This window comes from Ruegeria halocynthiae (genome assembly GCF_900106805.1).
Taxonomy (GTDB): Bacteria; Pseudomonadota; Alphaproteobacteria; order Rhodobacterales; family Rhodobacteraceae; genus Ruegeria; species Ruegeria halocynthiae.
In genome coordinates, this window is record NZ_FNNP01000001.1 from 929,263 (window position 1) to 946,719 (window position 17,457).

Annotated in this window: 16 protein-coding genes and 1 tRNA gene; 6 read left to right on the forward strand and 11 right to left on the reverse strand. The window is 54.9% G+C overall.

From position 1 onward, the window contains the following. Nucleotides 1-35 precede the first annotated feature (35 nt). The 5 genes from BLU89_RS04755 (at nucleotide 36) to BLU89_RS04775 (ending at nucleotide 4,424) form a co-directional block, all read left to right on the forward strand. Nucleotides 36-908 carry an ATPase gene (locus tag BLU89_RS04755; RefSeq protein WP_074734881.1) on the forward strand — a complete coding sequence of 291 codons (873 nt, stop codon included), beginning with the start codon at nucleotides 36-38 and terminating at the stop codon, nucleotides 906-908. 38 nt (nucleotides 909-946) lie between these two features. Beyond that, nucleotides 947-1,864: a homoserine O-acetyltransferase MetA gene (gene metA / locus BLU89_RS04760; RefSeq protein WP_074734883.1), complete on the forward strand. Its 918-nt coding sequence runs from the start codon at nucleotides 947-949 to the stop codon at nucleotides 1,862-1,864. After that, nucleotides 1,854-2,807 (forward strand): alpha/beta fold hydrolase, encoded by a 954-nt coding sequence (locus tag BLU89_RS04765; protein ID WP_074734884.1) that lies wholly within the window; start codon nucleotides 1,854-1,856, stop codon nucleotides 2,805-2,807. The genes metA and BLU89_RS04765 overlap by 11 nt, the downstream gene beginning before the upstream one ends. 49 nt (nucleotides 2,808-2,856) lie before the next feature. Continuing rightward, entirely contained in the window at nucleotides 2,857-3,726 is an 870-nt protein-coding gene (gene ppk2, locus BLU89_RS04770; protein ID WP_074734886.1) for a polyphosphate kinase 2, read from the forward strand. 83 nt (nucleotides 3,727-3,809) lie between these two features. Then, a complete protein-coding gene (locus tag BLU89_RS04775) occupies nucleotides 3,810-4,424 on the forward strand; it encodes a TetR/AcrR family transcriptional regulator (RefSeq protein WP_074734888.1) in 615 nt (204 codons plus the stop codon). A 4-nt stretch (nucleotides 4,425-4,428) separates the two neighbouring features. Here the strand turns inward: BLU89_RS04775 and BLU89_RS04780 are convergent, their stop codons facing one another. From BLU89_RS04780 to pyrH, 11 genes are all read right to left on the reverse strand, one after another. Beyond that, on the reverse strand, nucleotides 4,429-5,487 hold the full coding sequence (locus BLU89_RS04780) for an adenylate/guanylate cyclase domain-containing protein (protein WP_074734889.1): 1,059 nt from the start codon (nucleotides 5,485-5,487) through the stop codon (nucleotides 4,429-4,431). Further along, nucleotides 5,484-5,852 carry a group I truncated hemoglobin gene (locus tag BLU89_RS04785; protein WP_074734891.1) on the reverse strand — a complete coding sequence of 123 codons (369 nt, stop codon included), beginning with the start codon at nucleotides 5,850-5,852 and terminating at the stop codon, nucleotides 5,484-5,486. The genes BLU89_RS04780 and BLU89_RS04785 overlap by 4 nt, the downstream gene beginning before the upstream one ends. 158 nt (nucleotides 5,853-6,010) lie before the next feature. Continuing rightward, nucleotides 6,011-6,100: transfer RNA gene (locus BLU89_RS04790), tRNA-Ser, on the reverse strand. Nucleotides 6,101-6,157: 57 nt separating this feature from the next. Beyond that, the gene (locus tag BLU89_RS04795) at nucleotides 6,158-8,593 is read right to left on the reverse strand and encodes a DUF3772 domain-containing protein (protein ID WP_074734892.1); all 2,436 of its coding nucleotides are present in this window, start codon (nucleotides 8,591-8,593) and stop codon (nucleotides 6,158-6,160) included. Further along, complete coding sequence (locus BLU89_RS04800; RefSeq protein WP_074734894.1) at nucleotides 8,593-9,627, reverse strand: cysteine synthase A; 1,035 nt, start codon at nucleotides 9,625-9,627, stop codon at nucleotides 8,593-8,595. Before BLU89_RS04800 ends, BLU89_RS04795 begins: the two co-directional genes overlap by 1 nt. 69 nt (nucleotides 9,628-9,696) lie before the next feature. Next, nucleotides 9,697-10,812, reverse strand: a complete 1,116-nt coding sequence (locus tag BLU89_RS04805) for an NUDIX domain-containing protein (protein WP_074734895.1) — start codon at nucleotides 10,810-10,812, stop codon at nucleotides 9,697-9,699. Nucleotides 10,813-10,841: 29 nt separating this feature from the next. Beyond that, nucleotides 10,842-11,282 (reverse strand): TrgA family protein, encoded by a 441-nt coding sequence (locus tag BLU89_RS04810; RefSeq protein ID WP_074734897.1) that lies wholly within the window; start codon nucleotides 11,280-11,282, stop codon nucleotides 10,842-10,844. Between the two features lie 16 nt (nucleotides 11,283-11,298). Continuing rightward, complete coding sequence (locus tag BLU89_RS04815; RefSeq protein ID WP_074734899.1) at nucleotides 11,299-12,507, reverse strand: SAM-dependent methyltransferase; 1,209 nt, start codon at nucleotides 12,505-12,507, stop codon at nucleotides 11,299-11,301. A gap of 69 nt (nucleotides 12,508-12,576) precedes the next feature. Beyond that, the gene (locus BLU89_RS04820; RefSeq protein ID WP_074734900.1) at nucleotides 12,577-14,001 is read right to left on the reverse strand and encodes a cryptochrome/photolyase family protein; all 1,425 of its coding nucleotides are present in this window, start codon (nucleotides 13,999-14,001) and stop codon (nucleotides 12,577-12,579) included. A 47-nt stretch (nucleotides 14,002-14,048) separates the two neighbouring features. Then, nucleotides 14,049-15,275 (reverse strand): aminotransferase class V-fold PLP-dependent enzyme, encoded by a 1,227-nt coding sequence (locus BLU89_RS04825; RefSeq protein WP_074734902.1) that lies wholly within the window; start codon nucleotides 15,273-15,275, stop codon nucleotides 14,049-14,051. A 286-nt stretch (nucleotides 15,276-15,561) separates the two neighbouring features. Then, nucleotides 15,562-16,314 carry a UMP kinase gene (gene pyrH, locus BLU89_RS04830; protein WP_074734903.1) on the reverse strand — a complete coding sequence of 251 codons (753 nt, stop codon included), beginning with the start codon at nucleotides 16,312-16,314 and terminating at the stop codon, nucleotides 15,562-15,564. A 97-nt stretch (nucleotides 16,315-16,411) separates the two neighbouring features. On the opposite strand from pyrH, the gene miaA reads away from it, so the two are divergent. After that, entirely contained in the window at nucleotides 16,412-17,305 is an 894-nt protein-coding gene (miaA, locus tag BLU89_RS04835) for a tRNA (adenosine(37)-N6)-dimethylallyltransferase MiaA (protein ID WP_074734905.1), read from the forward strand. Nucleotides 17,306-17,457 lie beyond the last annotated feature (152 nt).

Sequence of the window (17,457 nt, forward strand, 5' to 3'; positions counted from 1 at the left end):
CGATTTAGCTAGGGCAAAACAAGGGACGGCGGATAATGATCTACAACTCGGCGACGGACTGGCGCGAGGCAGCGCGAAAGAAAGTACTGTTCTTCGGTATGTCCGGGCTGGGGAAGTCCTATGTCTCGAACACTCTGCGCGATGCCGGAGGCTGGTTTCACTACTCGATCGATTACCGGATCGGGACCCGCTACATGGGCGAATACATTACCGACAACGCCAAGGCCGAGGCGATGAAGGTGCCATTTCTGCGCGAACTTTTGCTATCGGATTCGATCTATATCGGGTCGAATATCTCGTTTCAGAATCTAACACCTGTTTCGGCTTATCTGGGCAAGCCGGGTAGTCCTGAATTGGGTGGCCTCGAATTCTCAGAGTATCAACTGCGGCAAGAACAATTCCGGATGGCCGAAGTTCACGCTCTGCTGGATACCAAGTATTTCATCGACCGGGCCGAACGTCTTTACGACTATCCGCATTTTATCTGTGATACGGGCGGGTCGATCTGCGAATGGGTTGAGCCCGATGATTCCAATGACCAGATTCTGACCGAGCTTTCGGATCAGACACTGATGGTCTGGATCAAGGGTGACGAGGCGCATACCGAAGAGCTGATCCAGCGTTTCGACAAGGCGCCCAAGCCTATGTCGTATCAGGCTAATTTTCTGCAACGGGTCTGGAATGAGTATCTTGCCCTCAATGAATGTACCGGTACCGAGGTCGATCCGGATGCCTTCATCCGCTGGACCTATGCGCAGGCCCTGGCGCACCGTCAGCCGCGATATGAATCAATGGCCCGAAACTGGGGGGTCACCATCGCGGCGGATGACATTTCCAAGGTGCGCGACAGTAGTGATTTCGATGAGTTGATCGAACACACCCTTGAGACCCGCCCCAACCCCGCCTAAGTTCCAGACTTCTTTCGCAGTTTCAACAGCGTGACCAAATGCCGATCAAAATTCCATCCGACCTGCCCGCCTTTGACGTCCTGACCAATGAGGGCGTCATGGTCATGGCTGAAGATCATGCCGCGCGGCAGGACATCCGCCCTCTGAGGATCGGCCTGTTGAATCTGATGCCCAAGAAAATTCAGACCGAGAACCAGTTCGCACGTCTGATTGGTGCAACGCCCTTGCAGATCGAACTGTCGCTGATCCGCATGACCGAGCATCAGACCAAAAACACGGCCGCTGAGCATATGGCCGAGTTCTACCACCCATTTCAGGAGATAAAGGACCAGAAGTTCGACGGTCTGATCATCACGGGTGCGCCGATCGAACATCTGGATTTCGCCGATGTCACCTATTGGGACGAAATCCGAGAAGTGTTCGAGTGGACACAGACCAATGTGCACTCCACCTTCGGCGTCTGCTGGGGGGGCATGGCGATGATTAATCATTTCCACGACGTCAAAAAACACATGCTGGATGCAAAGGCTTTCGGGTGTTTCCGGCACCGTAATTTAGCGCCTGCGTCACCGTTCTTGCGCGGGTTTTCTGACGATTGCGTGATTCCGGTCAGCCGCTGGACCGAGATGCGGCAATACGAGATCGACGCGGCACCTGATCTGATCACCCTACTTGGTAGCGATGATGTCGGCCCCTGCCTGATCGAAGATCCGGCGCATCGGGCGCTCTATATCTTCAACCATTTCGAGTATGATAGCGATACGCTCAAACAGGAGTATGACCGGGACGTTGCTAACAATACGCCGATTAATGTTCCAATGAACTACTACCCGGACGATGATCCCAGCCAACATCCGCAGAACCGCTGGCGCAGTCACGCGCATCTGCTCTACGGCAACTGGATCAATGCCATGTATCAAACAACCCCATTCGATATGAGCCACATTGGCCAGTAAGATCCTGATATCAATCGGCATAGTCCTTGTGGGCCTCGCCATTGTCACCACGTGGCGCAGCGCGCAACGTGAAAGCAATGCCGAGGCCTCATTCCCACCCGAAGGACAGATCGTGGATGTCAACGGGATCGCGGTGCACGCCGTTGTCATGGGGGAAGGTCCGGATGTGGTGCTGATCCATGGATCAAGCGGTAATACCCGCGATATGACATTTGCTTTGGCACCAATCTTGGCGAAAAACTATCGTGTCATAGTATTCGATCGCCCTGGCCTAGGCTATTCGGAAAGCTTTAACCCCAATGGCGAAACCATTGTTGAACAATCAGAAATCCTGCAACGGGCAGCGTCCCAACTGGGTGCCGACAAACCCATCGTAGCCGGGCAAAGCTATGGCGGGTCGGTTTCATTGGCGTGGGCGGTAACGCGGCCTGAAAACATCTCGGCCCTGGTCCTGATCGCACCGGCAGCCATCCCGTGGGAGACTCCTCTGGATGCGTTCAACACCATCGGAGCGACCACGGCAGGTAACGCCCTGGCCCTACCCCTGATCAGCGCATTTGTTCCCGATTGGTTTGTCACGAAGGCGCTGGATCAAGTTTTTGCTCCGCAGAAAGCTCCCGAAGGATATGCTGAACATTTCGGGCCAGGCCTCACCATGCGCCGCGCCTCGATGCACGCAAATGCCAAACAGCGCGCCAATCTGCTGGATGAAGTAATCGAGCTACAACCCCGCTATGACGAGATTACAGTGCCAACCGAAATCATTCACGGAACAGCTGATACCACAGTTGGGCTTGGTTGGCATTCTGAACGCCTAATCGAACAGATTCCCGGCGCCGAGCTGATCGAACTGGACGGTATCGGACACATGCCACAGGTTGTTGCGGCCTCAGAAGTTGCAGCCGCCATAGACCGCGCTGCCGCGCGTGCAGGTTTGCGTTAAACCCATCCGTAATCCATAGTAAGTTATGGATTTTATGGCGAGGCCGCACATGACCGACTCAGAACAGGGCGCAATCGAGAGCTATTATCGCAACGACGCGCCCCAGACCGTTCGTGCAGCCATCGACAAGGCCAAAAAGGACGAAATTCTGAACCCGACCTACCCGTACCAAAAAAGGTTGAAGGGCAAGGATTACGATCAGCAGATGGAAGGTTTGCAGATCGAATTGGTCAAGATGCAGTCATGGGTCAAAAAAAACGATCAACGTATCGCCATCCTATTCGAGGGCCGCGATGCAGCTGGCAAAGGTGGAACGATCAAGCGGTTTCGCGAGCATCTGAATCCGCGGGGCGCGCGCAATGTGGCGCTTAGCAAACCCTCGGACGCCGAGCGCAGCCAATGGTATTTTCAACGCTATATCTCTCATCTGCCCTCGGCCGGGGAAATCGTGTTTTTCGACCGCAGCTGGTACAATCGGGGTGTCGTGGAAAACGTCTTTGGCTTTTGCACAACTAAGGAGCGCGAGAGGTTTTTCAGGCAAGTTCTCCCATTGGAGACCGGGTTCAGGAATGACGGAATTCACATGTTCAAGTTCTGGCTGAATGTCGGGCGCGCCGAGCAGTTGAACCGCTTTCTTGCCCGCGAAACCGACCCGCTGAAACAGTGGAAACTTAGCCCGATCGACATCGCAGGTTTGCACAAATGGGACGAATACAGCCAATCGATCACCGAGACCCTGACACGCAGCCACTCGGAAAGCTGCCCATGGACGATCATCCGCTCGGACGACAAGAAACGCGCCCGCCTGACGGCCATTCGCACCGTCCTGAGCCAGTTGGATTATGATGGAAAGAACGTTGATGTGGTCGGAAAGCCAGACAAAAAGATCAGCGGTGGGCCGGATATGTGGGATGCATGAGCCAATAGCATCAGAATTTCTGACGCACGCTGGATTGGGCTGCGACCCCTACATATATACATCTAAACGCGCCTGAGGCCGGGATGAAAAAACGCGGATATCACCACGGAAACCTAAAGCAGGCCCTGATCGAGGCAGCCCTGTCCCTGATTGAACAGAAGGGACCGACAGGTTTTACCTTGTCCGAAGCGGCGAAAACGGCCGGGGTCACTCCAGCTGCTGTCTATCGCCATTTCGAAGGGCGCGAAGACCTGATCGCTGAAGCGGCGCGTCAGGGTTTTGAGATGTTCGCCGACCTGATGCAATTCGCCTATGACAATGGTCAGCCGTCGGCGCTTGCAGCCTTTGAGGCGACTGGTCGCGCCTATCTTGCATTTGCGCGCAAACACCCCGGGCATTATATCGCAATGTTCGAAAGCGGAATTTCAATCAATCGTACGCCCGAACTGGCGCTGGCCGCCAACCGTGCCAAAAACGTACTTGAGAAAGCCGCCGGTGATCTTTCGCAGCATATTCCACCCGAGAAACGCCCCCCTGCATCAATGTTCAGCGCCCATATCTGGGCGATGAGCCATGGGGTTGTCGAACTTTATGCGCGCAATACTGGTGCCAGCTCACCCTTCCCGCCCGAAGACCTGCTGGAGAGCGGTATCGGCATCTATCTACGCGGTTTGGGTCTGGTTGCGCAGGACGACTGACGCGTCAGAACACCCGGCTGGTCGTAGGAACGTTCAGACGGGATGTCACGTTGATCAGGTCCATATGCCCCATGCCCTTGATATCGACTGGCCCAATGTCCGTGATCTGAAACTCGTCAATCAGCGCATACTTCATCTTTTCCGGCGCGACGATACGCATCGGGTTCGCAAAGACCTGTAATCGAGACGCAATATTCACCGCAGGGCCAAAGACGTCATAGACATATTTCTGAATTCCAACGACCGAACCAACCGCTGGCCCCATTCCTAGGCCGACCCGCGCCTGCCACTTATGCGGGTGGCTTTCGTTGCGCCGCTCGAGGTACCGAAGGAACCTGACCGCACAATGAGCGACTGCCGGGGCATGATCGGGCGTCTCATCCGGCATCCCTGACACCGCCAAATAGGCATCGCCGATGGTCTTGATCCTTTCACAACCGAACTGTTCAACGATGCGGTCAAAAGCGGTGAAAATATCGTTCAACTCACTCAACGTCACCGTCGGATCAGTTTTGGCCGCAAAGTCGGTGAACCCCACAAAATCCAGCATCACCACGGACACCTGATCAAACAACTGCGGCGTAACCACGCCGAATGTCTTGAATTCTTCGTAGACCGATCTGGGCATCAGGTTGAGCAGCAACCGCTCGACACGCTCTTTTTCGCGTTCCAGTTCACGCGTATTCCGCTCAACCATGGTTGAGTAACTGTCGATCATGCTCTCAAGTTCGCGGATACGTGTGATATTCTGGCACTCAATCACCAGAACCTGCTCTTTAAGCCCGTTGGCAAGACAAACCGTAGTGGCAAAAATCAACGTCCGGCGCTTGGGCTTGATCTGCAGTTCCACTGAATAGCGCAGGCCAGATTGCTTTACATCCTCAATCTCTTTCGGATCCAAATCGGGCAAAAGGTCCAATAGGGTCTGGCCTTCCTCTGGCTCCCCGAACCATTCGGCAAATGGACCGTTATGAAACACAAAGGTCAGATCAGACGCGCGCAGCACGGCCACGCCAACGCCGATCGCACGTAGCAGATTCTCGTTGATGGCCAGAATGCTCATGCGGCGTTCCGGGCCACGATTATCGCGCGTTTACCTTCAATAGCGGCCAAAGCCACATTGACGTCAGACTCGGACATACCGTGCATCGCCAAAGCCTCACCAAACAGCGAGGCCATCTCGTCGAAATCAGAATGCGAGATTTTCAGATGTCTATGAACTGCCTCGATCCGATCATCACTGAACGAGGCCGGACCACCGATCAATGACGAGACAAACTTGGTCTGATGATCAATCAAACGCGGCATATCAATGTCGTCGAAAAAGTCCCCGATCTCATCGGAGTCCAACGCCATTTCATAGAACGTCATCACGATGCGGCTTATTGTTTTGAACCCACCGTATTTCTCATAGATCGTCTGACTCACAACAAAAACCGAATTACCAATGTCAATAACACTGCAAGTTTATAGCATATCGGCAATATTGTTAGCTTTATTTACGTCGATACGGATGAAGCACGCAATACGAGTGCAGAGATTGGACACCGGTCTGGTGCTTAGCCAGCTCTCGAACTAGGGGAATATGGCGGAGAGACAGGGATTCGAACCCTGGAGACGGTTTCCCGCCTACACACTTTCCAGGCGTGCGCCTTCGACCACTCGGCCACCTCTCCGTGCCGGCGATATTTGGACCATCGAAACCGGATTTGCAAGGCCCGATTACAGCAGAATTACAACTCATCTCCATCGCCGGAATCCATATCGGCCTCGGTCAGGTCAACCGGGCCTGAACGCGGTTCAGACGTGGTTTCGGTTGTCGGGGAATCCGACGCAGATGCGGGGCTATTTTCCCCGCGCAGAACTTCGGCATTGCGTAGCCAGACGTCACGCTGAGCAAAGGGTATTTCAATGCCTTCATCGACGAAACGACGGTTGATCTCGTGATTCATGTCGGATTTGACCGACAATACCCAGTTCACATCACGCAGGATCGCGCGAATTTCGAAGTCCAGCGAATCCGCACCGAAACCCTGGAACACGACACTGGGTGCAGGGTTGGCCAGAACCATTGGATGCCCGTTTGCGATTTCACCCAAAATGGTTTCGACTTTGCGGGTGTCCGTACCATAAGCCACGCCCACCGACACGATTACCCGACCAATCGTGTTGCCCCGGGTGTAGTTCGTCACAACCCCGCTGATCAGATCCGAGTTCGGGACGATCACATCTGTCCGGTCAAAGGTCTCGATCCGCGTCGACCGGACAGAGATATCCCGGACATACCCCATCATCCCGTTTACATCGATCCAGTCGCCTTTGGAAATCGGACGCTCGACCAACAGGATGATTCCTGAAACAAAGTTCGATACGATGGTCTGCAAACCAAAACCGATACCGACCGACAAGGCGCCCGCAACGATAGCCAGCGACGATAGGTCAAACCCGGCAACCATGATGGCAACCAGCGCTGCCAGAAAAACTCCGACATAACCAGTTCCCGACACAATGGCGTTCTGCCCGCCCGGGTCGATGTTTGTTTTAGGCAACAGCGAATTGCGCAGCCCGCTTTGCAGAAGACGGGTCAGCGCATATCCGATCGCGAAGATAGCGACGAAGGTCAGGAAATTGCTGGGTGAGATCGTGACTCCGCCGATGTCGAAACCCAGCAGCAATCGCGACCACGCCTCAAGCAAGTCGGTTTCGCGTGCGCCCCAATAAAGCGCCAGAATGGGCAACGTCAGAATCGCAAGAGCAAAGCCCACCAATACAGAGAACAGTGAATCCCGAGCCGCGTCACCCTGCCCCGAGAGCCAGCCATAGACCGTACTGATAAAGCGTTGCACGATCACAAGGGCGGCGATCAGGACCAGAGTTTTTACGGCCGGGAACACAATCGCTTCGGCCGCGTTGATATAGCCAAAAGCAGCCAGGACTGGTGTCGCGATCCCAAGCAAGAACAAGGCACGCCGAAGGAACTCAACCAATTGACTAAAGCCCGCAGCGCGGCGTGTGGTGTCCTGATCGGCCTGTGCCTGCTGCGGTTCTATTTGCCGAATCTGACGCACGCGAAGCAAAAGCAAAGCTGTCGCCAGAATGATCGGAAAACCAACGACGGCGCGCGTCGCATCCGAGATATTCTCGATCTGTTCAAACAAAAGCGCCAGTTCATGCAGGATGAGCATGAGTGCCAACAGATCGATATAAACCCGCAGTTCTCTGATTTTACCTGCAGACAATCTCTTGAAATTCTGGGCAGCGCCCATCAGGTAAACCTGCCGACCGATCCAATCAAAGTAGAATATGATCGCAGCCCAATAAGGAATGTGCTGAACCAACAATGTGCCTCGCAGACCCAGAACTCCGGTCAGCACCACCGCTGAGACCAGCGCCAATACGCCCAGCCAAGGAAGGAGAATTCGCAGTAGCGAAATGACAAAGGTCCAGACGCCACTCCCCTGCCCCCCAAACGAACGCAGATAAGCCCCCCCCATTTCCGACCATCTGCGCCCGTACAGCAACAACACCGCCGAGATGATCATCAGAACGAATATGCCCAGCCCCCGCTCGCGGATGCGTTCGTGAACCACATCGGTTTGCAAGTTCTTTATCGTTTCATTGATCAGACTTCGCGTCGCTTCTTTGACATCTGTCCAAGCGGGCCCCCAATAAATGGGATTGAGAGGCGACGGGCCGCGGCTGAGCATCTCTTTTTTCTGCCGATCCCGGATGATCCGGTCGATTTCACTTATCAAACCATTGGCCCGACTGAACGCTTCTTCCGAGATGATACGCGGAACGCGCAGGCTGTTTAGCTGGTTCTCAAGATGGGCGCGCAGTTTCGCTATGTCCTCGGGCTCGGACTCGCCTTCCGCAGGCTTTGCCCCCAAGGCCTTAAGCTGGCTTTCCAGCGTCTGAAGGCGGTCGGTATTTGCGCCGCGTGCCTTGTTAAAATCTTCGCGGTATCTGTTTATTTCAGAACGCAAGTTCTCTAATGCGGCGTTCGATGCACGATTGACACGGATCACGGATTCTGCCCGGTCCGCGGTGGTGACCCAGCTCTGATAATACTCACTCTGTCGGTCAGTAAGCTGGGCTGATGCGATCCCACCCAACCCAACCAGGCAGAGGACAGTCAGAACCAGAAACAGGCGGACCTGTCGCAGCATCACACGTCCTCAAACACGCCGGGGATGCTGCGCGGTGCTTCAGTCATCCAATCCGGAACCGGCAATTCCTTTTCGCGCAGGAATTCGGGATTGAACAGCTTGGACTGATAGCGGGTACCGTAGTCACACAGGATGGTGACGATAGTGTGCCCCGGCCCCAGTTCTTTCGCCAGTCGAACCGCACCAGCGATATTTATCGCGGTCGATCCACCCATCACAAGCCCCTCTTCGCGCAGCAGATCGAAGATATAGGGCAGCGCCTCATTATCGGTGATCTGCCAGGAATGATCTGGCGTGAACCCTTCGAGGTTCTTCGTAATCCGCACCTGACCGATGCCTTCGGCGATAGAGCCACCCTCCATCGCGATCTCACCCGTGGTGTAATACGAATAGAGGCCCGCGCCCATCGGATCAGCCAATCCGATCTTGACACCTTTGGGCTGCAAAACCTCAGCGACACCTGCGAGGGTCCCGCCCGAACCTACCGCACTGACGAAGCCATCAACATTACCGCCGGTCTGTTCCCAGATCTCGGGGCCGGTGGTTTCCACATGAGCCTGACGGTTGGCCACGTTGTCGAACTGGTTCGCCCAGATCGCACCATTTGGCTCAATTTGCGCCAGTTCTTCGGCCAGACGGCGGGAATAATGCACAAAGTTGTTGGGATTGCGATAGGGCGCAGCAGGCACCTGCACAAGCTGAGCCCCGGCGAGGCGGAGCATGTCCTTTTTCTCTTCTGATTGGGTCTCAGGAATAACGATCACCGTCTTGAAGCCCATCGAAGCACCAACCAGCGCCAACCCAATTCCAGTGTTGCCGGCTGTGCCTTCGACGATCGTTCCACCTGGCTTCAGATCACCGCGCGCGATCGCGTCGCGGATGATAAACAGCGCGGCACGGTCCTTGACAGATTGGCCTGGATTCATGAATTCGGCCTTGCCGAGAATCTCACAACCTGTCTCTTCGCTGACGCGACGCAGACGGAACAAAGGTGTTTTACCGACCGCGTCGGCAAGGTCTCGTGCAATGCGCATGGCGTCCTCTTGTCATATGGTATTGCAGCAGATTTACAGGTGCCCCGTCTTGATCACAAGCCGGGATAGCTAGGCGCGCAGACGCTGACGGCTCCGCGCCAACCAATGCGCCAACGTCAAAAGCGGCAAATCCTTAAAAACATGCGTATCCACCATATTCATAAAGTCATCAAATGGCAGAATTTTACTCCGGATATCTTCCCCTTCTGATGCCAAACCGCCCTTATCAACAGTATTGGTCAAATCCGCTAGCCCGACATAGAGGTAGATGTATTCGGTTGACGATCCACTGGATGAATACGCACCTCCGGCATATTCCAGCTTGCGCAGTGATATTTGCGCCTCTTCCATGGCCTCACGATGGGCTGCCTGCTCGGGCGTTTCTCCGGGGTCGATCATGCCTGCAACCGGTTCCCACATCCATGGCTCGGGATCGTCAATCAGGAACACGGGTGCCCGAAACTGTTCTACCAACAAAACCGTGTCGCGCACCGGGTCGTAAGGCAGGACAATCACCGCAGATCCCTGCATCAACCCGCTGCGATGCAAAGCGGGTCCCATTGAACCATCATATTGCCGGTACTGCAGTTCGATCTCATCAATTCCAAAATAGTTCACGTAGGCGGGTTTTCGATGGTGCACGATCACATCCTGCGCTGTGTCCCGGTCATCTCCGGTGCTGCGCTGCATTGCGGCCAATCTGCCCCATGCGCGCGTACGGATGGCCGGAAAACTGCGGGCAATTGCCGAGGCCTCTACCTTGCCAAAATGGGTCATCACCTCTTCGGCCGCGAGCATGGAAAGCGCACCCCAGTCTCTGGTCCAGGCGTCCAGATCCCATGGCGCGCCGGTTTTCCAGGCGTCCGAATCGGAAAAAAACACCAGTGCCTGATGTGCCTCGCCATCGCTGGTTATGACGGTTTGCGCACGCAGATCATATTCAAACCCACCTTCATAAAAGGCCAGGCGCGCGCGCTCTGTATCACCCAGACCCCGCACCAGCACGCCTTTGGCCTGTGTGCCCTGTTCGGCAATAATCATCGGGAAAGGTTGATCCTGAACCGAATACACTGCGTGATCAGGTAACACCGCGTGCGTGGCCAATAAATCGTCCGCGCTGCGGCCCATGACATATTCCAGCAACGGCTCATGGCGCAAAGTGCCATAGAAAAATAGGTTAGACAAAGTTGAGGCCCCGGATTGGCAAATCAAATTTAACGCCAGCGACGAACGGCGATTTCGGTCAGTACACCGCTGACAACCGCACCGATACCCAGCGTGATCAGGATTTCGGGTGTCAACAGTTGCTCTCCATAACCAACACCGATCTTGAAAATGGCAAGCAGGGCTTCAAACGGGCCGCCAAACCGATGGCGCATCGCCTGACTGAACATCTCGTACGTGCCTTGTACGAACAGACCCCAAAAAACCAGAGCAACCACACCTGTCAGTCCGTTATTGACCCCAGCCGTCCAGCCGCGCCCTGCGCGTTTACCCATGATGACCCAGCCGCAAACAATCCCAAGGACCATATTCACATAGGTGAAGCTGCCATAGCTCTTACCCTCCTCACCATTGTCGATGATCATGCTTGAAACAAGGAACGCTATCACCAGCAGACACAACGCGGCGACGAGACGTGAGGCTGTAGGCATTCGGTATTTCCGTTCTTCAACTGGGTTTAGCTATTGTGATCTGTGTCACATCACAATTGCCAGTGTCAAAGGCTGCTCCACATGCGGTCAAGTAATAATTCCACATGCGGCGAAAACGCTCATCAAATCCCATCTCTGAAATCTTATCCCACTTGGAATTAAACGTCTCATACCAGCGGCGCAAAGTCAGATCGTAGCTTTTACCGAACTCCTTCGAGCGTACTATGGTCAAACCAGCCTGATCGATCTGATCTTTCAGGATTTTTGGCGCAGGCAACATCCCCCCCGGGAATATGTATTTTTGAATGAAATCAACACCATTCTTGTAAACCTCCCACCGATGATCAGCGACGGTAATGATCTGCAAAGTGGCATGTGCACCGGGTTTTAGCCGATCACGTACCGTGTCGAAGTAAGCTGGCCAATACTTCTGCCCGACTGCCTCGAACATCTCGATCGAGGCAATCCCGTCATATTGTCCCTGCTCATCGCGATAGTCCTGCAGTTTAAACTCTACAAGTTCAGTAAGTCCTGCCTTTTCAATGCGTTCCTTAGCATAATTCAACTGCTCCTGACTAATGGTCAACCCAGTGACACGCAGCCCGCGCACTTTAGCAGCATACTCGGCGAAACCGCCCCAACCACACCCGATCTCGAGTATATGATCCCCCGGTTTAGCCCCCATTTCATCCACGAGGCTGGCATATTTTGCGGTTTGCGCATTCTCAAGGCTTTCCTGCCCGGTTTTGAAAATGGCGCTGGAATAGGTCATCGTATCATCCAGCCATAGACCGTAGAAATCATTACCCAAATCATAGTGATACGAGATGTTCTTCTTCGCCTGCGATCGGTTATTGCGGTGCAGCCAGAACCTTAATCTTTCATAGGCGCGAACAAGAATTTGCCCGGTGAAATCATCGTAGACAGTTTCAGTACCCAAATGCACGAGATCCATGAAACTGCGCAGATCGGGTGTGCTCCAGTCACCTTCGAGATAGCCATCAGAAAATCCCAGTTCTCCCTCGCGCACCAATCGGGAAAAGACTTCAGGGTCATGGATGTCCACATGTGCAACCGGTCCGGGCTTGGGCGCATCGGCCCGGAAAACGCGACCATCCGGCAGCGCGATGTCAAGCCGACCGCTATCCATCCGGTTCAGCATCTTGAACACTTGTGCAAAATATCTCGGCAGGTCCTCCTGCCCTTCGATGCTCGTCAAAAACATCCGCTCTCCCTTCTGCGGTTGCGGAACAAAGCTAGGGCGAGATTCGGTTTCTGGCAAGTTTTCAGTTCCTTACTGATCTTTTCTGGTCTTATAATGGTGCAATGCGCGCGCGCGCCCTTCTCTCAAATTCACGACGGGATCTGGATACAGGTCTTCCCGAGATAGCCCCCACGATCGCGGTGCAGCATCGAAATACGCCAGCGCAGTGGCGGAAGGGTCGGTACAACCTTCAGCGACCCAGCGGTGCAAATATTCCGAATTCGGATCAAACCGCTCACGCTGTGTCATCGGATTGAAAATACGGAAATACGGGGCGGCATCAGGCCCCGATCCGGCCACCCATTGCCACCCCATCGCATTTGCTGCCGGGTCCCAGTCGGTCAGGCAATCCGCAAACCAATCCGCACCGATTTTCCAGTGCGTCATCAGGTGTTTGGTCAGGTAGCTCGCGACAATCATGCGCGCCCGGTTGTGCATACGTCCGGTTACGTACATCTGCCTTAAACCCGCATCCACGACCGGAACCCCGGTCCTTGCCCGCCGCCATGCCCACACTTCGGGCACATCGGGATCGGTGTTCCACGGAAACGCATCCCATTCGGACTTCCAATTATTCGTCAAAAGATCTGGCCAATGGTACATCAGGTGATAGGCGAATTCGCGCCAGACGAGCTGACGCAGGTACGTCTCACTTCCGGATGCGCCTGTCCAGCCGGCGTTTTGCACGCGGTGCCAGATGGCTCGCGGCCCGATTTCGCCCAACGCCAGGTATTCCGAAAGATCCGATGTTCCAACGTCATCAAGCCGGTCTCGTTGTTCGCGGTATTTGTCGATCCGCTCCAGGAAACCATCCAATTGATCCAGCGCGGCGGCTTCTCCTGGGCGGACGAACGGTTGCACAACACACGCGCCACGCCGCATGTTTTGATCCAGCCGCCAATCGACCAGTTGATCAGTTGCGGGCCAAGTCTGTGGCGCCGTTAGCCGCGCAGGGGCCAATTCGGGCGAGGGCACATCGCGCCCATGTACCGATCGCCACATCGGAGTGAACACCCGAAACGGCTGGCCAGCTTTGGTGGCGATGGTCCATGGTTCAAACAACAAATGACCGGCAAAGGACCGGACTTCAGTTCCCTGCCCTGCCAATATGGCCTTGATCCGCTTGTCTCTGTTGATTGCATCCGGATCATAGGCCCGCGACCAGAAAACAGCGCCTGCACCTGTTTCCTCTATCAAATCGCAAAGCACATCCAGCGCATCACCCTGCCGCAGGATCAACCTACTGCCAGTCTGCTCAAGACTCTGAGCAAAGGCCTTCAGACCTAAACCCAATCGCCATTTCGGCGCAGCGCCCAGTGACTGAACCTGATCATCCAGTATGAACACAGGAACAATGGGCCGCCTCGACCGTACCGCCGCAGCAAGCGCCGGGTGGTCACTTAATCGCAGATCACGCCTAAACCACAAAATGATCGGAGATTGCCCAGATTTCATAGCTGCCCTGCATTTTTCTTTTGATACGAAGCAACGCGGAAACCGGATCACAATACGTGGTCGAGTGCCTCCAAAAGCTGATTAACTTCCTGTTGACTTGTGTAGTGCGTAAAGCTGAGGCGCAGAATTCCTTGATCTACATCGACGCCCATCGCCTGCAGCGGGCGGTGCGCATAAAAATCACCACCGCCGGCCATAATACCGTATTTGGCAAGCTGCGCTGCAATAGGCTTGGCCTTTTTGCTCAAGGACAAAGCGACCGTTGGTGCACGGAGATTTGCGTCAGACGGCCCGATCAGGCGCAGCGTGTTCCGGTCTTTGACAGCGTCAAGCAGAGGTTGCAGTAATGCAACCTCTTGCGCACGCATCAGATCGTGGACAAATGCGCCGCGCGCAGAGGCGTCTGTTTCTGGTCCACCATGATGATCACAAAGCAGATCAACATAATCGGCCATACCCGCGCTGGCCGCGATTTGCGCATGATCAGGCCCGGCAGGTGTAAAACGCATATAAAGCGTTGCAGCGTTGAAGTAATGCGCCTGATTGGGCAACAGCTCACCCAAAGTTCGTCGAATGACCATGCAGCCCTGATGCGGCCCATAGGTCTTGTAAGCAGAAAACAGATAAATATCCGGCCCCAGATCACCCACATTGGGGAACCCGTGCGGCGCATAGGATACGCCGTCGACACAGACAAACGCGCCAGCTGCATGAGCAATCGCTGTGATCTCGGTGACGGGGTTAATCTCTCCTACAACATTTGAACAATGCGGGAAGCAGACGAGACGAACCTTTTCGTCCAGCAGATCCTCCAACGCCCGCGGATTTAGTGATCCGCTTTCCGGGTCAATCTGCCATTCCCGGATTTCGATACCTTCATCAGCCAACCTCCGCCAGGGTCTGGAATTGGCTTCGTGGTCCTGATTGGTCACAATAATCGCGTCGCCCGGCTGCATCCACTGCCGGAAGGCTTGTGCCAGCACATAGGTATTCTGCGTCGTCGAGGGGCCAAAGCTCAACTCCTCCGTATCCACACCCAGTATCGCGGCCAGACGGGTACGCGCCTCGTTCATTTCTTCGCCACCAAGATGGCTGGCCTCATAGGGACCGTAAGGCTGAACCTTCCGCTGCGTATAGAACCGACTCAACCTGTCGATCACGGGCTTGCAGGTATATGATCCGCCAGCGTTTTCAAAGAAGGCCTGCCCTTGAAGGCTGGGTTCGGCAAAGGCCGGAAACTGTGACCGAACAAAATCGATATCGAGGGTGGTCATCACACATCACTCGCTTGTCATGTTTCAAATACCGGGAAACTGCCCGCGCATGATTCGGGCAATCCCGCAAACAAGGCAGGTCTTCCAGCCCAGCCGCAAGCCTTCGGAACCTCCGAAGATCGGCGGCAGCCCCGCTAATGACATCGCGGCCATCTCAGGACCACGCCAGATAACAAGATGCTGATGATTGGGTCAAGCAATTGTGTTGATGGTGTTTTTTTGTCTTTTTGCGATGTAGAATACGCGCGCCAGCCGCATGGAAATGCACCGGTGCGCGCAGCAGAGCTTAACCCTGGACTTTGGTGTAAGTGCCCTCACCAGCCAGAATACCGCGGAAACCGCCGGGCTCATCCAGACCGAACACTATCAGCGGCAGATTGTTGTCGCGGGCCAGCGCAATAGCCGATGCGTCCATCACCCGCAGCCGCTTGGTCAGCACGTCGTCATATGAAACACTGTCATATCTCACAGCATCCGAGTGGATCTTGGGGTCCTTGTCATACACGCCATCCACGCCGTTCTTGCCCATGAATATCGCCTGGCACGCCATTTCATTGGCCCGCAAAGTGGCGGCCGTGTCGGTTGTGAAATAGGGATTCCCGGTTCCGGCGGCAAAGATGCAGACCCGTTTTTTCTCAAGGTGGCGGACAGCGCGGCGACGGATGTAGGGCTCGCACACTTCATCCATCCGAATGGCCGAAATGACACGGGTGAAGACCCCTACCTCTTCCAAAGCAGATTGCATCGCCAGCGCGTTCATGACGGTGGCGAGCATACCCATGTAGTCCGCTGTCGTGCGTTCCATCCCTTGTGCCGAACCTGACAGACCACGGAAGATATTGCCGCCACCGATCACCATGCAGATTTCGACACCCAGATCGTGAACCGATTTCACCTCTTGCGCGATGCGCTGAACTGTTGGCGGATGCAGGCCGAATCCCTGGTCCCCCATCAGCGCCTCCCCCGAGATCTTCAACATGACGCGTTCATATGTTGTTTTCGGGGTCTCAGTGTTCTCGGCAGATGGGGAAAGGCTCATGTTGCGCTCCGGGCTGGCACGGGGTTATTTTCCAGCGCAAAATGAAGCAAAACCCCCGCAGGTTCAATGCGGATAGTCAGGAACAAGGCAATCAATAATGGCCGACAACACCGCGAACCGGCTTTGGAAGCAATTGCCGACGATCCCTGATGACAAACCGGTACTGATTGCCGGGCCCACGGCCTCGGGAAAATCGGCGCTGGCGCTTTTGATCGCGGAACGCTGCGGTGGCGTGATCATTAACGCCGATGCAAGTCAGGTCTATGACTGCTGGCGCATAATTTCTGCCCGCCCTTCGATCGAAGAGGAAGCCCGCGCTCTGCACCGCCTCTATGGGCATATCGCGTATGATCAGGTCTATTCCACCGGACATTGGCTGCGCGAGGTGACACCATTGCTATCACTAAACCCGCGCCCGATCATCGTGGGTGGGACAGGCCTGTATTTCAATGCACTGACCGAGGGTTTGGCTGATATCCCGGCAACCCCGCCGGAAGTCCGGGCAAAGGCAGACATGATTTCACTGCCCGAACTGATTGCGGAGCTCGACAGCCAGACCTTGGGCAAGATTGACATCCGCAATCGCGCTCGTGTGCAGCGCGCATGGGAAGTTGTGACGGCGACCGGGCGCTCTCTGGCAGATTGGCAGGCCAATACCTCCACTCCGGTTCTGGATGTCAGTGATTCCGTTTCAATCGTGTTCGATGCCGAGAAAGACTGGCTACTGGATCGTATCAGTCGCCGGTTCGATCAGATGCTGGATCAGGGGGCAATGGATGAAGTCGCCACCATGCGCGAACGTTACGACCCGTCCTTGCCTGCCTTTAAGGCAATTGGTGTGCCAGAACTTATGGCTTGCCTCGAAGGTCGCATGACACTGGACGATGCCCGCGCGCGAGCGACAATTGCGACACGACAGTTCGCCAAGCGTCAACGGACTTGGTTTCGCGCTCGCATGAAATCTTGGCACCATATTGACGCCAAAGTCTGAATACTGCAACCATGCAGCCATATATAGTAATTTAAAACATAGGCTTAGAAGGCATCAATTCAAATCCGCAACACCTTTGGGTCTTTCTAGATACCAAAGCTCGCATTGTTTCAATTTGTAACTTGACGGGCCTCACATTCCAACAGGATGTC